Source organism: Amycolatopsis sp. ATCC 39116 (genome assembly GCF_000231075.2).
In the GTDB taxonomy this organism is placed as follows: domain Bacteria; phylum Actinomycetota; class Actinomycetes; order Mycobacteriales; family Pseudonocardiaceae; genus Amycolatopsis_E; species Amycolatopsis_E tucumanensis.
Genome location: NZ_AFWY03000039.1, coordinates 1 through 15441 on the forward strand (window position 1 = coordinate 1; position 15441 = coordinate 15441).

14 protein-coding genes are annotated in these 15441 nt (G+C 71.9%); 5 read left to right on the forward strand and 9 right to left on the reverse strand.

All coding sequences use genetic code 11. The annotated features are described in order from the left end of the window. Window positions 1-228: 228 nt before the first annotated feature. Window positions 229-903 (reverse strand): alpha/beta hydrolase, encoded by a 675-nt coding sequence (locus AMY39116_RS0329685; protein WP_020421247.1) that lies wholly within the window; start codon window positions 901-903, stop codon window positions 229-231. An 80-nt stretch (window positions 904-983) separates the two neighbouring features. On the opposite strand from AMY39116_RS0329685, the gene AMY39116_RS0329690 reads away from it, so the two are divergent. Further along, window positions 984-1697 (forward strand): sugar isomerase domain-containing protein, encoded by a 714-nt coding sequence (locus AMY39116_RS0329690; RefSeq protein WP_020421248.1) that lies wholly within the window; start codon window positions 984-986, stop codon window positions 1695-1697. On the opposite strand, the gene AMY39116_RS0329695 is transcribed toward AMY39116_RS0329690, so the two are convergent. Beyond that, window positions 1694-3559, reverse strand: a complete 1866-nt coding sequence (locus AMY39116_RS0329695; protein WP_027936325.1) for an ABC transporter ATP-binding protein — start codon at window positions 3557-3559, stop codon at window positions 1694-1696. The genes AMY39116_RS0329690 and AMY39116_RS0329695 overlap by 4 nt on opposite strands. Before the next feature lie 167 nt (window positions 3560-3726). Here AMY39116_RS0329695 and AMY39116_RS0329700 point away from each other — a divergent pair, with 167 nt between their 5' ends. Next, complete coding sequence (locus tag AMY39116_RS0329700; RefSeq protein ID WP_020421250.1) at window positions 3727-5034, forward strand: glycosyltransferase 87 family protein; 1308 nt, start codon at window positions 3727-3729, stop codon at window positions 5032-5034. Here AMY39116_RS0329700 and AMY39116_RS45725 read toward each other — a convergent pair. The 3 genes from AMY39116_RS45725 to AMY39116_RS0329710 form a co-directional block, all read right to left on the reverse strand. After that, the gene (locus AMY39116_RS45725) at window positions 5021-5263 is read right to left on the reverse strand and encodes a helix-turn-helix domain-containing protein (RefSeq protein ID WP_223843236.1); all 243 of its coding nucleotides are present in this window, start codon (window positions 5261-5263) and stop codon (window positions 5021-5023) included. The two genes, AMY39116_RS0329700 and AMY39116_RS45725, sit on opposite strands and share 14 nt — an antisense overlap. A 144-nt stretch (window positions 5264-5407) precedes the next feature. Beyond that, complete coding sequence (locus AMY39116_RS0329705) at window positions 5408-7036, reverse strand: ABC-F family ATP-binding cassette domain-containing protein (RefSeq protein ID WP_020421251.1); 1629 nt, start codon at window positions 7034-7036, stop codon at window positions 5408-5410. 529 nt (window positions 7037-7565) lie between these two features. Beyond that, entirely contained in the window at window positions 7566-9128 is a 1563-nt protein-coding gene (locus tag AMY39116_RS0329710; RefSeq protein WP_027936326.1) for a deoxyguanosinetriphosphate triphosphohydrolase family protein, read from the reverse strand. A gap of 110 nt (window positions 9129-9238) precedes the next feature. Between AMY39116_RS0329710 and AMY39116_RS0329715 the strand changes: the two genes are divergently transcribed. From AMY39116_RS0329715 to AMY39116_RS0329725, 3 genes are all read left to right on the forward strand, one after another. Continuing rightward, complete coding sequence (locus AMY39116_RS0329715) at window positions 9239-10942, forward strand: GGDEF domain-containing protein (protein WP_020421253.1); 1704 nt, start codon at window positions 9239-9241, stop codon at window positions 10940-10942. 379 nt (window positions 10943-11321) lie between these two features. Next, window positions 11322-11789, forward strand: coding sequence for a hypothetical protein (locus AMY39116_RS0329720; protein WP_020421254.1), 468 nt, complete (start codon window positions 11322-11324; stop codon window positions 11787-11789). Window positions 11790-12082: 293 nt separating this feature from the next. Further along, a complete protein-coding gene (locus AMY39116_RS0329725; protein ID WP_020421255.1) occupies window positions 12083-12475 on the forward strand; it encodes a hypothetical protein in 393 nt (130 codons plus the stop codon). Here the strand turns inward: AMY39116_RS0329725 and AMY39116_RS0329730 are convergent. From AMY39116_RS0329730 to sufC, 4 genes are read right to left on the reverse strand one after another with little or no spacing between them, the layout of a single operon-like run. Then, window positions 12472-12864 carry a metal-sulfur cluster assembly factor gene (locus AMY39116_RS0329730; protein ID WP_020421256.1) on the reverse strand — a complete coding sequence of 131 codons (393 nt, stop codon included), beginning with the start codon at window positions 12862-12864 and terminating at the stop codon, window positions 12472-12474. The genes AMY39116_RS0329725 and AMY39116_RS0329730 overlap by 4 nt on opposite strands. Beyond that, on the reverse strand, window positions 12861-13304 hold the full coding sequence (gene sufU, locus AMY39116_RS0329735; RefSeq protein WP_017982994.1) for a Fe-S cluster assembly sulfur transfer protein SufU: 444 nt from the start codon (window positions 13302-13304) through the stop codon (window positions 12861-12863). The genes AMY39116_RS0329730 and sufU overlap by 4 nt, the downstream gene beginning before the upstream one ends. Continuing rightward, window positions 13305-14591 carry a cysteine desulfurase gene (locus AMY39116_RS0329740; protein WP_020421257.1) on the reverse strand — a complete coding sequence of 429 codons (1287 nt, stop codon included), beginning with the start codon at window positions 14589-14591 and terminating at the stop codon, window positions 13305-13307. 48 nt (window positions 14592-14639) lie between these two features. Then, the gene (sufC, locus tag AMY39116_RS0329745; protein ID WP_020421258.1) at window positions 14640-15410 is read right to left on the reverse strand and encodes a Fe-S cluster assembly ATPase SufC; all 771 of its coding nucleotides are present in this window, start codon (window positions 15408-15410) and stop codon (window positions 14640-14642) included. Window positions 15411-15441 lie beyond the last annotated feature (31 nt).

The following is a 15441-nucleotide window of genomic DNA, read 5'->3' on the forward strand; positions in this document are numbered from 1 at the left end:
TCCGGGGCGGCGCGGCGGCGGCTGGCGGTAGGCGCCCTCGCGGCCGGGCAACGGCATCATCTGCGCGGGCTGGTGCTGTCGCGGGCCGCGCGGTGGTACGCGCGGCGGGTAGCCGCCCTGGTTCGTCACGCCATCACCGTTCCCCGATCGACCGGCCCTAGGACGCCCCTAGTGAACCTCAAACGTCTCGAATCAGGACGTGCAGCACCCCGAAAGGGTTGCGCAACGCTACCCGGGCAGGCGAAGCCGCTGGTCGGGACGCACCGACCAGACCGTGAGCGGGGCCACACCGGCGGCGTCCAGGGCGAACTCGCGGGCCAGCCGGTTCCACACCCCCGGCCGGTACAGCATGGCGTGCCCTTCGGACATGACCTCGATCCGCACCACACGCTCGGCGACCGCCTGAGCGCGCTCGGCGTAGGCGAAGGACTCCGCGGGCCGGGTGACGCGGTCGCGCGTGCCGTGGGCGATCACGACCGTCTTGCCGGTCACCGGTTCCACCGGCTCGCCGATCGGGGTCCACGGCGCCAGCGCCAGCACCGACCGGACTTCCGGCTCGTCGGCGATCCGCAGCGCGACCCGGCCGCCCATCGAGTGCCCGGCGAGGAACACCGGCACGTCCGGCCGCTCGGCCCGGATCCGCCGCAGCGCCCACCGCGCGTCGGCCACCGGGTGCAGGTCGGGGTCGTTCCAGCCCCGGACGCGATTGCGCAGCAGCCGCACCTCCACCCCGTGCGGCGCCCCCGCCCGCAGGATCTGCCGCGCCAACGGCACCATCCGCAGGTAGGCCAGGCCCCACGGCCGCACCACGTTGAGGCCGTTCTCGGCGCCCCCGTGCAGGACGAGCACGACCGCCCGCACCGGCCCGCGGGCGCGCCAGGTCGTCAGCACCGGATCACTCACACCAGGAGCCAACACCACGCCCGGGGTGATTCTTCCGCCGACCACCCGCACGGGGTGGTCCGCCGCCTAGGGTCGGGCGCATGATCAACGATCTGGTCGCCGGCGCGCTGCAGCAGGCCGGCGAACGCAACGGCAGGGAGATCGAGCGGGCCGCCGCGCTGGTGCTGGGCGCGGTGCGGGCGGACGCGCTGGTGTTCACCGCCGGCGCCGGGCACTCGCTGGCGTCGGTCGCCGAGACCTTCTACCGCGCGGGCGGCCTGGCCTGCGTGTACCCGCTGTACCACCCGGACCTGCTGCCGTTGCACGGCGCCGCGGCGAGCACGGCGGCCGAGCGGCGGTCCGGCCTGGCCGCGGAGGTGCTGGCCGAGCGCGCGCCCGGACCGGACGACGTGGTGTACGTGTTCTCCAACTCCGGCGTCAACCCCTACCCCGTCGAGCTGGCCGAGGCCGCCCGCGCGGCGGGTGCGCCGGTGGTGGCGGTGACCTCGCGGGCGTCGGTCGAGGCGGCGCCGCGCCGCTCGCACAGCACGCTGCTGGAGCAGGCCGACGTCGTGCTCGACACCGGCGTCCGCCCCGGCGACGCCGCCTTCCCCGCCGACGACCCGCGCACGGTGGCGCTGTCCTCGCTGCTCAACGTCTTCCTGTGGAACGAGGTGCTGGCGCACGTCTTCGACACCGCCCGGCGGGAGGGCGTCGAGGTGCCGCTGTGGCGCAGCTCGAACGTCGAGGGCGGCGACGCGGCCAACGCCGCGCTGCTGGACCACTACCGCCCGCGGGTGCCCGCCCTCCGCTAAGCGGCGGCGGGCTCCTCGGCGAACTGGGTGTGGTAGAGGTCGGCGTAGCGGCCGTTCGCGGCGAGCAGCTCCTCGTGGGTGCCGCGTTCGACGATGCGCCCGTCCTCGACCACCAGGATCTGGTCGGCCGCCCGCACGGTGGACAACCGGTGCGCGATGACCAGCGCGGTCCGGCCTTCCAGCGCGTGCGACAGTGCCTCGCTGACCGCCGCCTCGGACTCCGAGTCCAGGTGCGCGGTCGCCTCGTCCAGCACGATCACCCGCGGGTGCGCCAGCAGCAGCCGCGCGATGGTCAGCCGCTGCCGTTCGCCGCCGGAGAGCCGGTAGCCGCGCTCCCCCACCAGCGTGTCCAGCCCGTCGGGCAGGCTGCGGACCAGCTCGGCGAGCCGCGCCCGGCCCAGCGCGTCCCAGATCTCCTCCTCCGCCACACCCGGCCGCGCGTACTCCAGGTTGGCGCGGATGGTGTCGTGGAACAGGTGCCCGTCCTGGGTGACCACGCCGACGGTGTCCCGGATCGAGGCGAACGCCAGGTCACGCACGTCCACATCGGACAGCCGGATGGCGCCGGAGTCGACGTCGTACAGGCGCGGCAGCAGCGACGCGATCGTCGACTTGCCCGCACCGGACGAGCCGACCAGTGCGACCATCTGCCCCGGTTCGGCGCGGAAGCTGATCCCGTGCAGGACCTCTTCACCGCCGCGGGTGTCCAGTGTGGACACCTCCTCCAGCGAGGCGAGCGAGTACTTGTCGGCGGCCGGGTAGGCGAAGCGGACGTCGTCGAACTCGACCGACACGCCACCGTCCGGCACGGTGCGGGCGTCCGGCTTCTCGGTGATCATCGGGTCGAGGTCGAGCACCTCGAAGACCCGCTCGAACGACACCAGCGCGGTCATCACGTCCACGCGCACGTTGGCCAGCGCGGTCAGCGGGCTGTAGAGCCTGGTCAGCAGCAGCGCGAGGGCGACGACGGTGCCCGGGGCGAGCTGCCCGCGGATCGCCAGCCAGCCGCCGAGGCCGTAGACCAGCGCCGTCGCGAGCGCCGACACCAGGGTCAGGCTGGTCATGAACCAGCGGGTCAGCATCGCGGTCCGCACGCCGATGTCCCGCACGCGGCCCGCGCGGGCGCCGAAGTCCTCGACCTCCCGCTTCGGCCGCCCGAACAGCTTGACGAGCGTCGCGCCGGGCGCGGAGAACCGCTCGGTCATCTGGGTGGTCATCCCGGCGTTGAGCTGGGCCGACTCGCGCTGCAGGTCGGCCATCCGGCGGCCGATGCGGCGCGCGGGGAGCACGAACACCGGCAGCAGCACCAGCGCCAGCAGTGTCACCTGCCAGGACAGGGTGACCATGACCGCGAGCGAGAGCACCAGCTGGATCACGTTGGTGACCAGGCCGGACAGGGTCGCGGTGAACGTGCGCTGCGCGCCGATCACGTCGTTGTTCAGGCGGCTGACCAGCGCGCCGGTGCGGGTGCGGGTGAAGAACGCGATCGGCATGCGCTGCACGTGCTCGAACACCGCGCGGCGCAGGTCGTAGATCAGGCCCTCGCCGATGCGGGCGGACAGCCAGCGTTCGACGAGCCCGAACCCGGCGTCGGCGATCGCGAGCCCGGCCACGACGACGGCCAGCAGGACGACCAGGCCGGCGTCCTTGCCGCCGACGATCGTGTCGACGACCTTGCCGGCCAGCACCGGCGTGGTCACCGCGATCACCGCCGACACCACGGTCAGCGCCAGGAAGACCAGCAGGCTGCGCCAGTACGGGCGGGCGAAGCGCGCGACCCGCCGCACGGTTCCGGGCGCGAGGCCCTTCGGCGTGTTCGCCGCGCGCATCGCCGAACTCATCAACGACCAGGTGTTGTCCACGCCGCCCACCCTAAAAGTTCGACATTACTTGATGTCTACCCCGAAGACGCAGAGGTCAACGCGGCAGGTCACCAAAAGCTTCCCGGGCGTTGCCCGCGATTCCGCCCTCGGTAACCTTTGCCCATGGGGAGGGACGAAACCGGTGCGAGACCACCCGGCGGCCCGCGATGACCACTGAGCGCACCGAGGTGCGCACGCCGGTCCCCGCCGCCGCCCTCGACCGCTGGCGGGCTCTGCTCGCCGCGCACCCGCTGACCGTCGACCTGGTCTTCTACGTCGTCTGCACCGTCTACGCCATCGCACTGGCCCTCACCAACGAGTTCTACGGCTTCCGCATCTGGGGTTCGTGCGCCGCGTTCGGCTACGGATTCGCCGCTGCCCACACCGGCTGGCTGATCGCCACCGGCCGCCAGGGCGGGTTGCTGCGCTCCCGCTGGGTGGGGATCGCCGGCATCGGCGTGCTGTCGATGCTGCTGCCGCTGGCGGTCCTGGTGGTCCGGCGGCTCACCGGCACCGACTGGCTGAACACACCGTTCTCCTGGAGCGCCCAGCCCGAGGTGTGGGTGATCGAGCGGTCGGCGAGCCTGCTGCTGGACAACGGCACGCCGTACGTGGACGTGGAGGCGCTCACCCGGGCCCCGGAGGTCAACGACTACACGCCCTACGGCCCGGTCATGGCCGTGTTCGGTCTGCCCCGCGCCCTGTTCGGCGGGAGCCCGGTGGCCGACGCGCTCACCGACGCGCGGCTGGTGTTCGCCCTGACCGCGTGCGTGTGCGCGTGGCTGACGATCCGGCTGTCCCGGACGCCGCGGGTTCCGGTGCGCGCGGCGCAGTTCGCGATGGCGTGCCCGCTCACCGCGCTGACCTGGGCGGTCGCCGGGCCGGACCTGGCGATCGTCGGTCTCATGCTCGTCGCGGCCGCGCTCGCGGCCAGGGACCGCCCGGTGGCGAGCGCGATCGTCCTCGCGCTGGTGATCAGCGCGAAGCTCATCGTCGCACCGGCCGCGGTGGTGCTGGCCGTGCTCGTCTTCGCCCGCCTGGGCGGCAGGGCCCTGGCGCGCTTCCTCACCACGACGGTGGTCGCGTGCGCGGTGCTCAACATCCCGGTGTTCCTGGTGAACCCGCGGGCGTTCGTGGAGCACGTGATCCGGTTCCCGGCCGGCCTGGGCCAGGTGACGTCACCGGCGGCGAGCCCGCTGCCGGGCTATCTCATCGCCAGTACCGGACCGGCCGGGAAAGTGGCCGCGTTCGTCCTGCTCGCGGGCGCCGCTGCCGCGATCCTCGTCTGGTTGCTGCGGCGTCCGCCCGTCGCGGGGTCGGACGCGTTGTGGCGCATCGCCATCGGGCTGGGAGCGTTCACGCTCCTGACGCCCGCGACGCGCTTCGGGTACCTGGTGTACCCGTCCGTGCTCCTCGGTGCGATGTTGTGCTTCCGCCGCGCCGAGGCCGGAGGTGCCCGGCCTACTTCTTCTTAGCGCGCGTCGCCCCGCCGCGTCCGCGCAACTGCACACCGGATTCGGAAAGCACGCGGTGCACAAAGCCGTACGAGCGTCCGGTCGACTCGGCCAGGGCTCGAATGCTGGCACCCTTCTCGTATTTCTTCTTCAGGTCAGCGGCCAGCTTGTCACGCGTACTGCCGGTGATCCGCGCGCCCTTCTTCAGGTCAGCCACGTCGTTCCGCCTTCCACCAGATCGCGTTGGCAGGCCACAGTGGGCCTCGTCACGCAATGATCGAACACGAACCGGGAATTTGCCAGACGACGGGCGAAAAACCTGCCCAATGGCGGAAAAATTGCGCCATTCAAGGTTGTTGCCTAGTCCAACTAAGCAATCGAGCCTTTGTTTACCTCATGCCAACTGGACGAGTTCCAAGTAATCATCCGACCAGTGATCCTCCGTGCCGTCGGGCAACAGGATCACGCGCTCGGGCTCCAGCGCCTCGACCGCGCCCGGGTCGTGGGTGACCAACACGACGGCGCCGGTGTAGCTGCGCAGGGCGTTGAGGACCTGTTCGCGGCTGGCCGGGTCGAGGTTGTTGGTCGGCTCGTCGAGCAGCAGCACGTTGGCGGCGCTGGACACCAGGCCCGCGAGCGCGAGCCGGGTCTTCTCACCACCGGAAAGGGTGCCCGCGGGCTGGTCGAGTTGCTCACCGGTGAACAGGAACGAGCCCAGCAGGTTCCGCAGCTCCTGCGCGCCGGTGTCGGGGGCGAGGTGGCGGATGTTCTCCCACACGCTGGCGTCGTGGTCGAGCGTCTCGTGTTCCTGCGCGTAGTAGCCGAGGCGCAGCCCGTGGCCGGCCACGACGCTGCCGGTGTCGGGTTTCTCCATGCCGCCGAGCAGGCGCAGCAGGGTGGTCTTGCCCGCGCCGTTGAGGCCGAGCACGACGACCTTGGTGCCGCGGTCGATCGCGAGGTCGACGCCGGTGAAGATCTCCAGCGAGCCGTACGATTTGGACAGTCCGTCGGCGGTGAGCGGGGTGCGCCCGCACGGGGCCGGGGCCGGGAACTTGATGTGCGCGACCTTGTCGGCCTGGCGCTGGTCGTCCAGGCTCGCGAGCATCTGCTCGGCGCGGCGGGCCATGTTCTTCGCCGCGACGGCCTTCGTGGCCTTCGCGCCGAGTTTCGCGGCCTGTGCCTGCAGGGCGGCAGCCTTCTTCTCCGCGTTGGCCCGCTCCCGGCGGCGGCGCTTCTCGTCGGTCGCGCGCGCTTCCAGGTAGCGGTTCCAGGTCATGTTGTAGTTGTCCAGCTCGCCGCGGGTGGCGTCGAGGAACCAGACCTTGTTGACGACCTCGGCCAGCAGTTCGACGTCGTGGCTGATCACCACGAGACCGCCCTCGTGGCCCTTGAGGAAGCCGCGCAGCCAGTTGATCGAGTCGGCGTCGAGGTGGTTGGTCGGCTCGTCGAGCAGCAGGATGGTGTCGGAGCGGCCGGAGGCCCCCACGTCGGAGGCGGCGAACAGGATGCGGGCCAGCTCGACGCGGCGGCGCTGGCCACCGGAGAGGGTGCGCAGCGGCTGGGCGAGGACGCGGTCGGCCAGGCCGAGGTTGGCGCAGATGCGGGCGGCCTCGCTCTCGGCGGCGTACCCGCCCAGGGAGGCGAAGCGTTCCTCGAGGCGGCCGTAGCGGCGGATCGCCTTGTCCCGCTCGGCGTCGTCGACCAGCTCGGACATGGCGGTCTGGGCCTTCTCCATGTCGCGCAGCAGGGTGTCGAGGCCGCGGGCGGACAGGACGCGGTCCTTGGCCGTGACGGAGAGGTCACCTTCGCGCGGGTCCTGGGGCAGGTAGCCGAGCTCGCTGCCGCGGCGCACCTCGCCCGCATAGGGCTCGCCCTCGCCCGCGAGGACCTTCAGGGTGGTGGTCTTGCCGGCGCCGTTGCGCCCGACCAGGCCGATGCGATCGCCCGGCTGGATGCGCAGGGTGGTGTCGGAAAGCAGAATGCGCGACCCGGCGCGCAGTTCGAGGCCGGTGGCCGTGATCAAGAGAACTCCCGGATGGCGGGGGTGGACGGGTGGCATCGACGGGCCTGCCGGACAGGCGGCCCGGAGCTACTCCAACTGGACGTCCACGAGACCCAGTGTACGGATCACGGTCCAGCGATTTTCCCCGCGGTGGCGGGTCTCACCACGCCACCAAGGTAGCTGGGTGGTCATCCCGTCGCCTGACACTGGACGATCACCTTGAGCCAGGGCCGCAACATCCGTGCTCGCGCGAGTTGACATGCCAACCTTGCGGCCCTGGCTCAAGGTGATATGCACAAACCGGAAGGCGACGGGATGACCACCCGGCGGTGCGCCTTACGGCGCCGAACGTCACCTTCCGACCACCCCGCCCCCGATGCCTGATTGTGTTTCAGTCGCCGAGCAGGGTTGTCAAGGCGGGAAAGCGTGCCTTGACAACCCTGGTCGGCGACTAAAGATCGGCTGTGGATCGGGGGCGGGGGAGGTCTGGTTGGGGTAGTCGGTGGCGTTGCGTTGCCGGCCGGCGGTTGGTTGCTGGGTGGCGTGCTGGTCAGAGCACGAAGCTGTCCGACCACGGCTGGCCGGATCGGCCGGAGAGCGCGTCCAGCAGGCTGACCGCCTGCTTGTCCGTCAGCGACGACACGAAGTCGATCACCGCGCGGCCCCTCGCCAGCCCGCGCACGGCGTCGGCGCCCGCGACCGGCTCGCCCGTCGCTCCGACCAGCAGTTCGGGCGCGTTCCGGGCCAGGTCCTCGAACTCCGACTGCGCCAGCTCGACCAGGTCGTGCAGGCGCCGCGGCAGGCGCGACACCTCGTCCCGGTCGGCGAGCCACGCGTCGAGCGCGTCGACCAGCGTCGTCAGCAGCGAGGCCTGTCCCCGCTGGTGGAGGGCCAGTTCCGGGCGCAGCAACACGAACCGGCGGTGCACGAACTTGAGCACCTGCACCTCGTGCCACTGGGCGGTCCGCAGCGACACGTGCCCGGCCCGGGTGGACGGCGACGGCAGCACGATCACGCCGTCCACCAGCCGGTGCGTCCACCGCGCGGAGAACGCCGCCGTGGCCTGCTCCGCCTCGATCGAACCGTCGAACGGCTCCGCGAGCAGGCCGTCGACCAGCTCGGCCCGGATCCGCGACACCGCGTGGGCGAACGCGTCGTCGTCGACGATCCACGCGTCCTTGGCGTGCATGCGGCGCCGCAGCTGCTCCAGCGACCGGCCGGGGCGGCGGATCTGCGCGGCGAGCGTCGCGTTGTCCAGTCCGGCCAGCTCCACCGCGTGGTCGAGCCACTCCCCCAGCTCGGCGGCCACCGGCGCGTGCTGCAGGACCCCGATGCGGTGGAAGTCCTGGATGTCGTGGATCGCGTAGGCGAGGTCGTCGGCGGTGTCCATCACGGACGCCTCGACGGTCTGCTGCCACGGCTCGATCCGCCCGGCGAACGGCCTGCGCGCGGCCACCACGTCGTCCAGCTCGGTGCAGTACGCGGAGAACTTGCTCGACCCGGTGCCCGGCGCCTCGTCCGGCTCGGCGGCGCCCCGCGGCGGGATGCGCATCGCGGCCGGGTGCGGGTCGGGCCAGTGCAGCCGCGCCCACGGGTACTTCAGCACCGCCGCCCGCACGGCCGCGGTGAGGTCCAGGCCGACCGCCGCCGGGCCGCGCACGTCGGTCGTGGTGATGATCCGGAACGTCTGCGCGTTGCCCTCGAACCCGTCCGGCAGCGAGAACCGGTGCCGGGCGATGCGGTCCAGCACCTGCTCCCCCAGGTGCCCGAACGGCGGGTGCCCGAGGTCGTGGGCGAGCGCGGCGGCCTCGGCGACGTCCGGGTCGAGCCCGCCGAGCTTGCCGATCAGCTCGGCGGAGTCCACCGAGGACAGCAGCCGCTGCGAGATGGCGCGGGCGACCTGGGCGACCTTGAGGCTGTGCGTGAGCCGGTTGTGCAGCAGACCGGACCCGGCCGCGCTGACCACCTGGGTCACGCCGCCGAGCCGGGCGAAGAACGGCGACACCACGATGCGGTCCCGGTCGGCCCGGAAGGGGTTGTCGGCCAGGTCGGACCACGCCGGTTCGCTGGCGTTCTCCCGGCGTAGCGTCCGCGGATCGGGTTCCATGCGCATCACCGTATCTGTCCCGCCCGTACCCCCGCGGGAGTACGCTGCCCGCCCCGCAGGTGAACATCAGTCGACATCTCTTTCAATACGACCACCTCACCAGCGAAGATCGGTCCGTGCGCCCAGTCCGGTTCGCCTTCCAGCCGCTCTACAGCCTGAACACCGGCGGCATGGTCGCGCTCGAAGCGCTGGCCCGCCCCGCCGAGGGGTCCGTGCACGAACTGCTCGACACCGCGCGCCGCGAACGGCGCCTCGTCGAGACCGACATCGCGCTGGCGTGCGACGCCGTCCGCGCGGAAGCCGACCAGCAGACGCTGCTGCCGCTGCACCTGAACATCACGGCCGCCACCGCGGCCGCGCCCGCGGTCGATCCTCTGCTCGACACCCTCGCCCGCGTCGGCAAGCGGCCGCGCGAGGTGGTGCTGGAGGTCGGGCCGCCGTTCTGCTCGGTGTGGCCCGAACAGCTGCTCGCCGGCCTGCACCGGCTCGGCGAGCTGGGTTTCCGGCTCGCGCTGGACGGCCTCGGCCGCGGCGACCTGCCGTTCGCGATGCTCGCGGCCGCGCCGGTGGACGTCCTCAAACTCGACCGCAGCGTGCTGCGCGGGCTACCCGGTGACGCCGGCTCGGTCGCGGTCGTCGAATCCCTGCTGCACTTCACGTCCCGGACCAACGCGCGACTGGTCGCGACCGGGGTCGAGACCGAAGCGCAGCTGGGAGCGGTGCGCCGCCTGGGGGTGCGCATCGCTCAGGGCAACCTGTTCGCCCCCGCCCGGGACGGGGTGAACCTGGGGCATCTGCTCACCCCGGCGATCCCGGACCCGGAGGAGCGCCTCACGCCGGGGCCGCTCACCACGCCGCGCGTGCGGGACTTCCTGCGCCCGGCGAGCACCCTGCCGCACGACGCGACCTGCGACGACGTCCGCACCGCGCTGGCCGCGGGCGACGCGCCGAGCGGCATCGTCGGGATCGACGCCGACGGGCGGCCGCGGTGGTCGATCGACCGCACCCGGTTCCTGGTGTCGGTCACCGGGCCGTACGGGCACGCCCTGCACGCGAAGCGCAGCGCGGAACGGCTCGCCGACAGCCCGCACACGATCCACGCCGACGCGGGCGCGCTGGAGCTGCTGGAGCTGGTGACCGACGCGGACTGGGGCCGCACCGGCGACGACGTGGTGGTGGTCGACGACGCGGGCCGCTGCCTCGGTGTGGTGCTCGTGACCGAGGTGGTGCGCGGGGTGGCCGAGGCGAAGGTCGAGGAGGCGGCGGCGCTGAACCCGCTGACACGGCTGCCGGGCAGCGACACGGTGGCGCGGGACGTGGACCGGCGGATCGGCAGCCGGGAGGCGTTCGTCGCGGCGTGGCTGGACGTCGACTCGTTCAAGGCGGTCAACGACAACGCCGGTTTCGCCGCCGGGGACGACCTGATCCGCGCCATCGGCCGCACCCTGACGGACCTGGCGTCGCGGCTGCCGAGGATGGTGGTGAGCCACGTCGGCGGCGACGACTTCCTGATCGCCTGCGACGTGGACGAGATCGGCACGATCGCGGGCGCGCTGCTGGACACGCCGTGGAGCGCGGAGGGCATGCCGGTGACGGTGTCGCTGGCGACGCTGGTCTGCGCCACAGCGACGATCGAGTCCTATCGGGAGGCGTCGCGGCTGCTGGCGCCGCTGAAGAAGCAGGCCAAGTCGGTGCCGGGGTCGAGCTGGGTGCTGGGCCGTCCGGGTTCGGAGCGGGTCGAGGTGCTGCGCGGCCGTTCGCGGCACGCGCTGCCGGAGCAACGCCCGGCGGGGCCGGTGGGGTTGAGCCGCGCCGGGTAGCGGTGCGGCGGCGGGTTGGCGGGGCTCTGCACACGTGCGGCACCGCCGAAGCAGCGGCCGGCCGGTCCGGTCGAGTTGAGCCGCGCCGGGTAGCGGAGCGGCGGCGGGACGGTGCTGCAGGTTGGACGCGCTGCCGGAGCAACGGCCAGCGGGGCCAGTCGGGTTGAACCACGCCGGATAACGGGCGGCGGCGGGACGGTGCTGCAGGTTGGACGCGCTGCCGGAGCAACGGCCAGCGGGGCCAGTCGGGTTGAGCCGCGCCGAGTAGCGAGGCACCGGCGGGATGGTGCTGCACAGGTGGTCGCGGTGAGCGTTGCCGGAGCAGTGCCGGGGAGGCGTGCAACCGGCGGGCCGCGTGGTCCGTCTGGGAAGCATGCGGATGTTGCCGGTGTTGGCGCTCGGGCTGGCTGTGCTGACGGCGTGCGGGGCGTCGGAGGGTGCGGCGGGCGGTGAGCGGGCCTGCACGCTGATCGGTGCGATGCGGGGGATCAGTGTCGACGTCGCGCCGCGGGCGGATGTCGCGGGCGCTGAGGTGACCGCCTGCTGGGGCGCGGACTGCCGCACGTGGCGGCCGGACCTGCACCGCGCCACGGCCGCAGAACCGCAGGGCTGCACCGGCACCGGGCCGGACGACACGTGCTCGGCGCGGGTGGTGGAGACCGGTGGCTGGTACGCCTTCGTCGACGTCCCCGACCTGCGGGAGGGGCCGGTGGAGATCACGGTGGTGCTGACGAACGCGGCCGGGGTGGAACTGGCCCGCACGACGCAGGCCACCGCCGCCGAGCTGGTGTACCCGAACGGCCCGGACTGCGGTGGCGGCGTTCCGCAGGCGAACATCCGGGTGTAGACGATGCAGAACCACCCGGCACTGCTGCTGGCCGCCCTGGCAGCCTGCGGCAGCGTTCCGCACGCGGACGTCGGGGGTAGACGGTGCGGAACTGCCCGGCACTGCCGGCCTGTGGCGGCGTTCCGCAGGCGAACATCCGGGTATAGACGATGCGGAACCACCCGGCACTGCTGGCCGCCCTGGCAGCCTGCGGCGGCGTTCCGCACGCGGACGTCGGGGGGTAGACGGTGCGGAACTGCCCGGCACTGCCGGCCTGTGGCCGCGCTCCGCAGGTGAACAACCGGGGGTAGACGATGCGCGCGGCACTCCTGCTGGCCTCGGCCGTCCTCGTGGGCTGCGGCGGAGCGCCGCACACCACTGACGTCCTCCGGCGGCCGTGTTCCGCCGTGGCGCTGGTTCCCGGGATCTGGCTCGACGTGGGGCCACGGCCCGGCCAGGTCATCACGGCCGCGACGGTGACGGCGTGCCGCGACGGCGTCTGCCGGACCGAACAGGCGTCACTCGCTCCGCAGGACACCGGGTGGGCGGGGTTCGCCGCGTTCGACGACCTTCGCGTCGGTCCCTACGAAGTCACCGTCGTCCTGCCGGGCGGCACCCCCACAACGCAGAACACCGCCGCGCGGCTCGAGTTCCCTGGTGGGCCCGAGTGCGGCGGCGGTGTTCCGCGGGCGAAAATCCAGCTCTAGACGGTGAAGCCCAGCGCCCGGAGCTGCTCCCGGCCGTCGTCGGTGATCTTTTCCGGGCCCCACGGCGGCATCCAGACCCAGTTGATCCGGAAGTCCTTCACCACGCCGGCCTGGCCGACCAGCACGGACGCCGTCTGGTCCTCGATCACGTCGGTCAGCGGGCAGGCCGCCGACGTCAGCGTCATGTCGATTGTGGCGGTGTTGTCCGGCTCCACGCGGATGTCGTAGACCAGCCCGAGGTCGACCACGTTGATGCCGAGCTCGGGGTCGACGACGTCCCGCATGGCCTCCTCGATGTCCTCGATCTTGGCCACGTCCGCGGCGGGCGGCTGCGCCTGCTCGGGCAGGTCCTCCGCGGTGCGGCCCTCGCGCGTCTGCTCCTCGGTCACTTCTCGGCTCCGTTCGTGCGGGTCAGCGCATCCTTGAACGCCATCCAGCCCAGCAGGGCGCACTTCACCCGCGCCGGGTACTTCGACACCCCGGCGAAGGCGACCGCGTCCTCCAGCACATCCTCGTCCGGCTCGATCTGGCCGCGGCTCTGCATCATCTCCACGAAGGTGTCCATCGTGGACAGTGCCTCCGACACGGTGTGACCGGTCACCAGATCGGTCAGCACCGACGCGGACGCCTGGCTGATCGAGCAGCCCTGCCCCTCGTAGGAGACGTCGGCGACCTTGTCGCCCTCGACCTTCAGCCGCAGGGTGATCTCGTCGCCGCAAGTCGGGTTCACCTGGAACGACTCCGCGTCGAAGGGCTCCCGCAGGCCGTGGCCGTGCGGGTTCTTGTAGTGGTCCAGGATGATCTCCTGGTACATGCTCTCCAGGTTCACCTACGCCACCCCGAAGAACTTCTGCGCCTCGCGGACACCACCGAGCAGCGCGTCCACTTCGGACAGATCGTTGTACAGGTAGAACGTCGCCCGCACGGTGGCGGGCACCTGGCAGACCCGGTGCAGCGGCCACGCGCAGTGGTGTCCCACGCGCACGGCGATGCCCAGGCTGTCCAGCACCTGGCCGGCGTCGTGCGGGTGCACGCCGTCGACGACGAACGCCACGGTCGCGCCGCGGTCGGCGCTGTCCCCGGGACCGATCAGCCGGACGCCGGGGATCTCGGCGATCCCGGCCAGCGCGGCCTCGACGAGCGCGTGCTCGTGCGCGGCCACCCGCTCCATGCCGATCGCGGTCAGGTAGTCCACCGCGGCGCCGAGCCCGACGGCCTGCGACGTCATCGGCACGCCGGCCTCGAACTTCTGCGGCGGCGGCGCGAACGTGGTGCGCTCCATGGTGACCAGCTCGATCATCGACCCGCCGGTGAGGAACGGCGGCATCGCTTCGAGCAGCTCGCGGCGCCCGTAGAGCACGCCGATGCCGGACGGCGCCAGCATCTTGTGCCCGGAGAACACCGCGAAATCCACCCCGAGGGCGTGGAAGTCGACCGGGAAGTGCGGCACCGACTGGCACGCGTCCAGCAGCGTCAGCGCGCCCACCTCGCGGGCCCGGCGGACGATCGGCTCGACCGGGTTGATCGTGCCGAGCACGTTGGACTGGTGCGCGAACGCGACGATCTTGGTGCGCTCGTTGACCAGCTCGTCCAGGTTGGACAGGTCCAGCCGGAACGTGTCGGTGAGGTCGAACCACCGCAGCGTCGCGCCGGTGCGCTGGCACAGCTGCTGCCAGGGCACCAGGTTCGCGTGGTGCTCCATCGCGGTGATGACGATCTCGTCGCCCGGCCCGATGCGGAACCGCTCGGCCTCGGGGCCCGCGGTGGCCGCGTTGCTCATCGCGTACGCGACCAGGTTGATGCCCTCGGTGGCGTTCTTGGTGAACACCAGCTCGCCCGGGTCCGCGCCGACGAACTCGCCGGTGCGGGCACGGGCGTACTCGTAGGCGTCGGTCGCCTCTTCGGCGAGCTGGTGCGCACCGCGGTGCACCGCCGCGTTCGAGGTCTCCAGGAACCGGCGCTCGGCGTCCAGCACCTGGGTGGGCCGCTGCGAGGTGGCGCCGGAGTCCAGGTACACCAGGGGTTTCCCGTCGCGCACGGTGCGCGACAGGATGGGGAAGTCGGCGCGCAGCGCAGCGACGTCCAAAGGCGTGTTGGCCGCGGCTGTGGTGGTCATGCGCGCCAACTCCTCTCTCGCGGTGTCAGTTCGGGAGGTACAACAACGTCAGACCGCCGCGGCTTCATTCTTGCCGGTGTACTTGACGTAGCCGTTCTCCTCCAGCTCGTCCGCCAGCTCCTTGCCGCCGGACTCGACGACCTTGCCGTCGGCGAAGACGTGCACGAAGTCGGGCGTGATGTGGCGCAGGATCCGCGTGTAGTGCGTGATCAGCATGACGCCGACCTCGTTGTTGGCCTTGTACTCGTTGACGCCCTCGGAGACGATCCGCAGCGCGTCGACGTCCAGGCCGGAGTCGGTCTCGTCCAGGATCGCGATCTTCGGCTTGAGCAGCGCCAGCTGCAGGATCTCGTGGCGCTTCTTCTCACCGCCGGAGAAGCCCTCGTTGACGCTGCGCTCGGCGAACTCGGCCGAGATCTCCAGCTTGGCCATCTCGTCCTTGACTTCCTTGACCCAGTGGCGCAGCTTCGGCGCCTCGCCGCGCACGGCGGTGGCCGCGGTGCGGAGGAAGTTCGACATGGACACGCCCGGCACCTCGACCGGGTACTGCATCGCCAGGAACAGCCCGGCGCGCGCACGCTCGTCGACGCTCATGTCGAGCACGTTCTCGCCGTCCAGCAGCACCTCGCCGGAGGTCACCTCGTACTTGGGGTGGCCGGCGATGGCGTAGGACAGGGTCGACTTGCCCGAGCCGTTCGGGCCCATGATCGCGTGCGTCTCACCCGAGCGGATCGTCAGGTTGACGCCCTTCAGGATCTCCTTGGCGCCCTCGTCGGTGGTGACGCTCGCGTGCAGGTCCTTGATTTCCAGTGTGGCCATGGCCCTTTTTCGTCTCTGTCTCTCGTGGTGG

Bases quoted from the DNA above. Each gene is read 5' to 3' on its own strand.
- AMY39116_RS0329690 (WP_020421248.1), top strand. From the start codon at position 984: ATGATCAACGATCTGGTCGCCGGCGCGCTGCAGCAGGCCGGCGAACGC.
- AMY39116_RS0329720 (WP_020421254.1), top strand. From the start codon at position 11,322: ATGTTGCCGGTGTTGGCGCTCGGGCTGGCTGTGCTGACGGCGTGCGGG.
- AMY39116_RS0329710 (WP_027936326.1), bottom strand. From the start codon at position 9,128: ATGCGCATGGAACCCGATCCGCGGACGCTACGCCGGGAGAACGCCAGC.
- AMY39116_RS0329725 (WP_020421255.1), top strand. From the start codon at position 12,083: ATGCGCGCGGCACTCCTGCTGGCCTCGGCCGTCCTCGTGGGCTGCGGC.
- sufC (WP_020421258.1), bottom strand. From the start codon at position 15,410: ATGGCCACACTGGAAATCAAGGACCTGCACGCGAGCGTCACCACCGAC.
- AMY39116_RS0329740 (WP_020421257.1), bottom strand. From the start codon at position 14,591: ATGACCACCACAGCCGCGGCCAACACGCCTTTGGACGTCGCTGCGCTG.
- AMY39116_RS0329700 (WP_020421250.1), top strand. From the start codon at position 3,727: ATGACCACTGAGCGCACCGAGGTGCGCACGCCGGTCCCCGCCGCCGCC.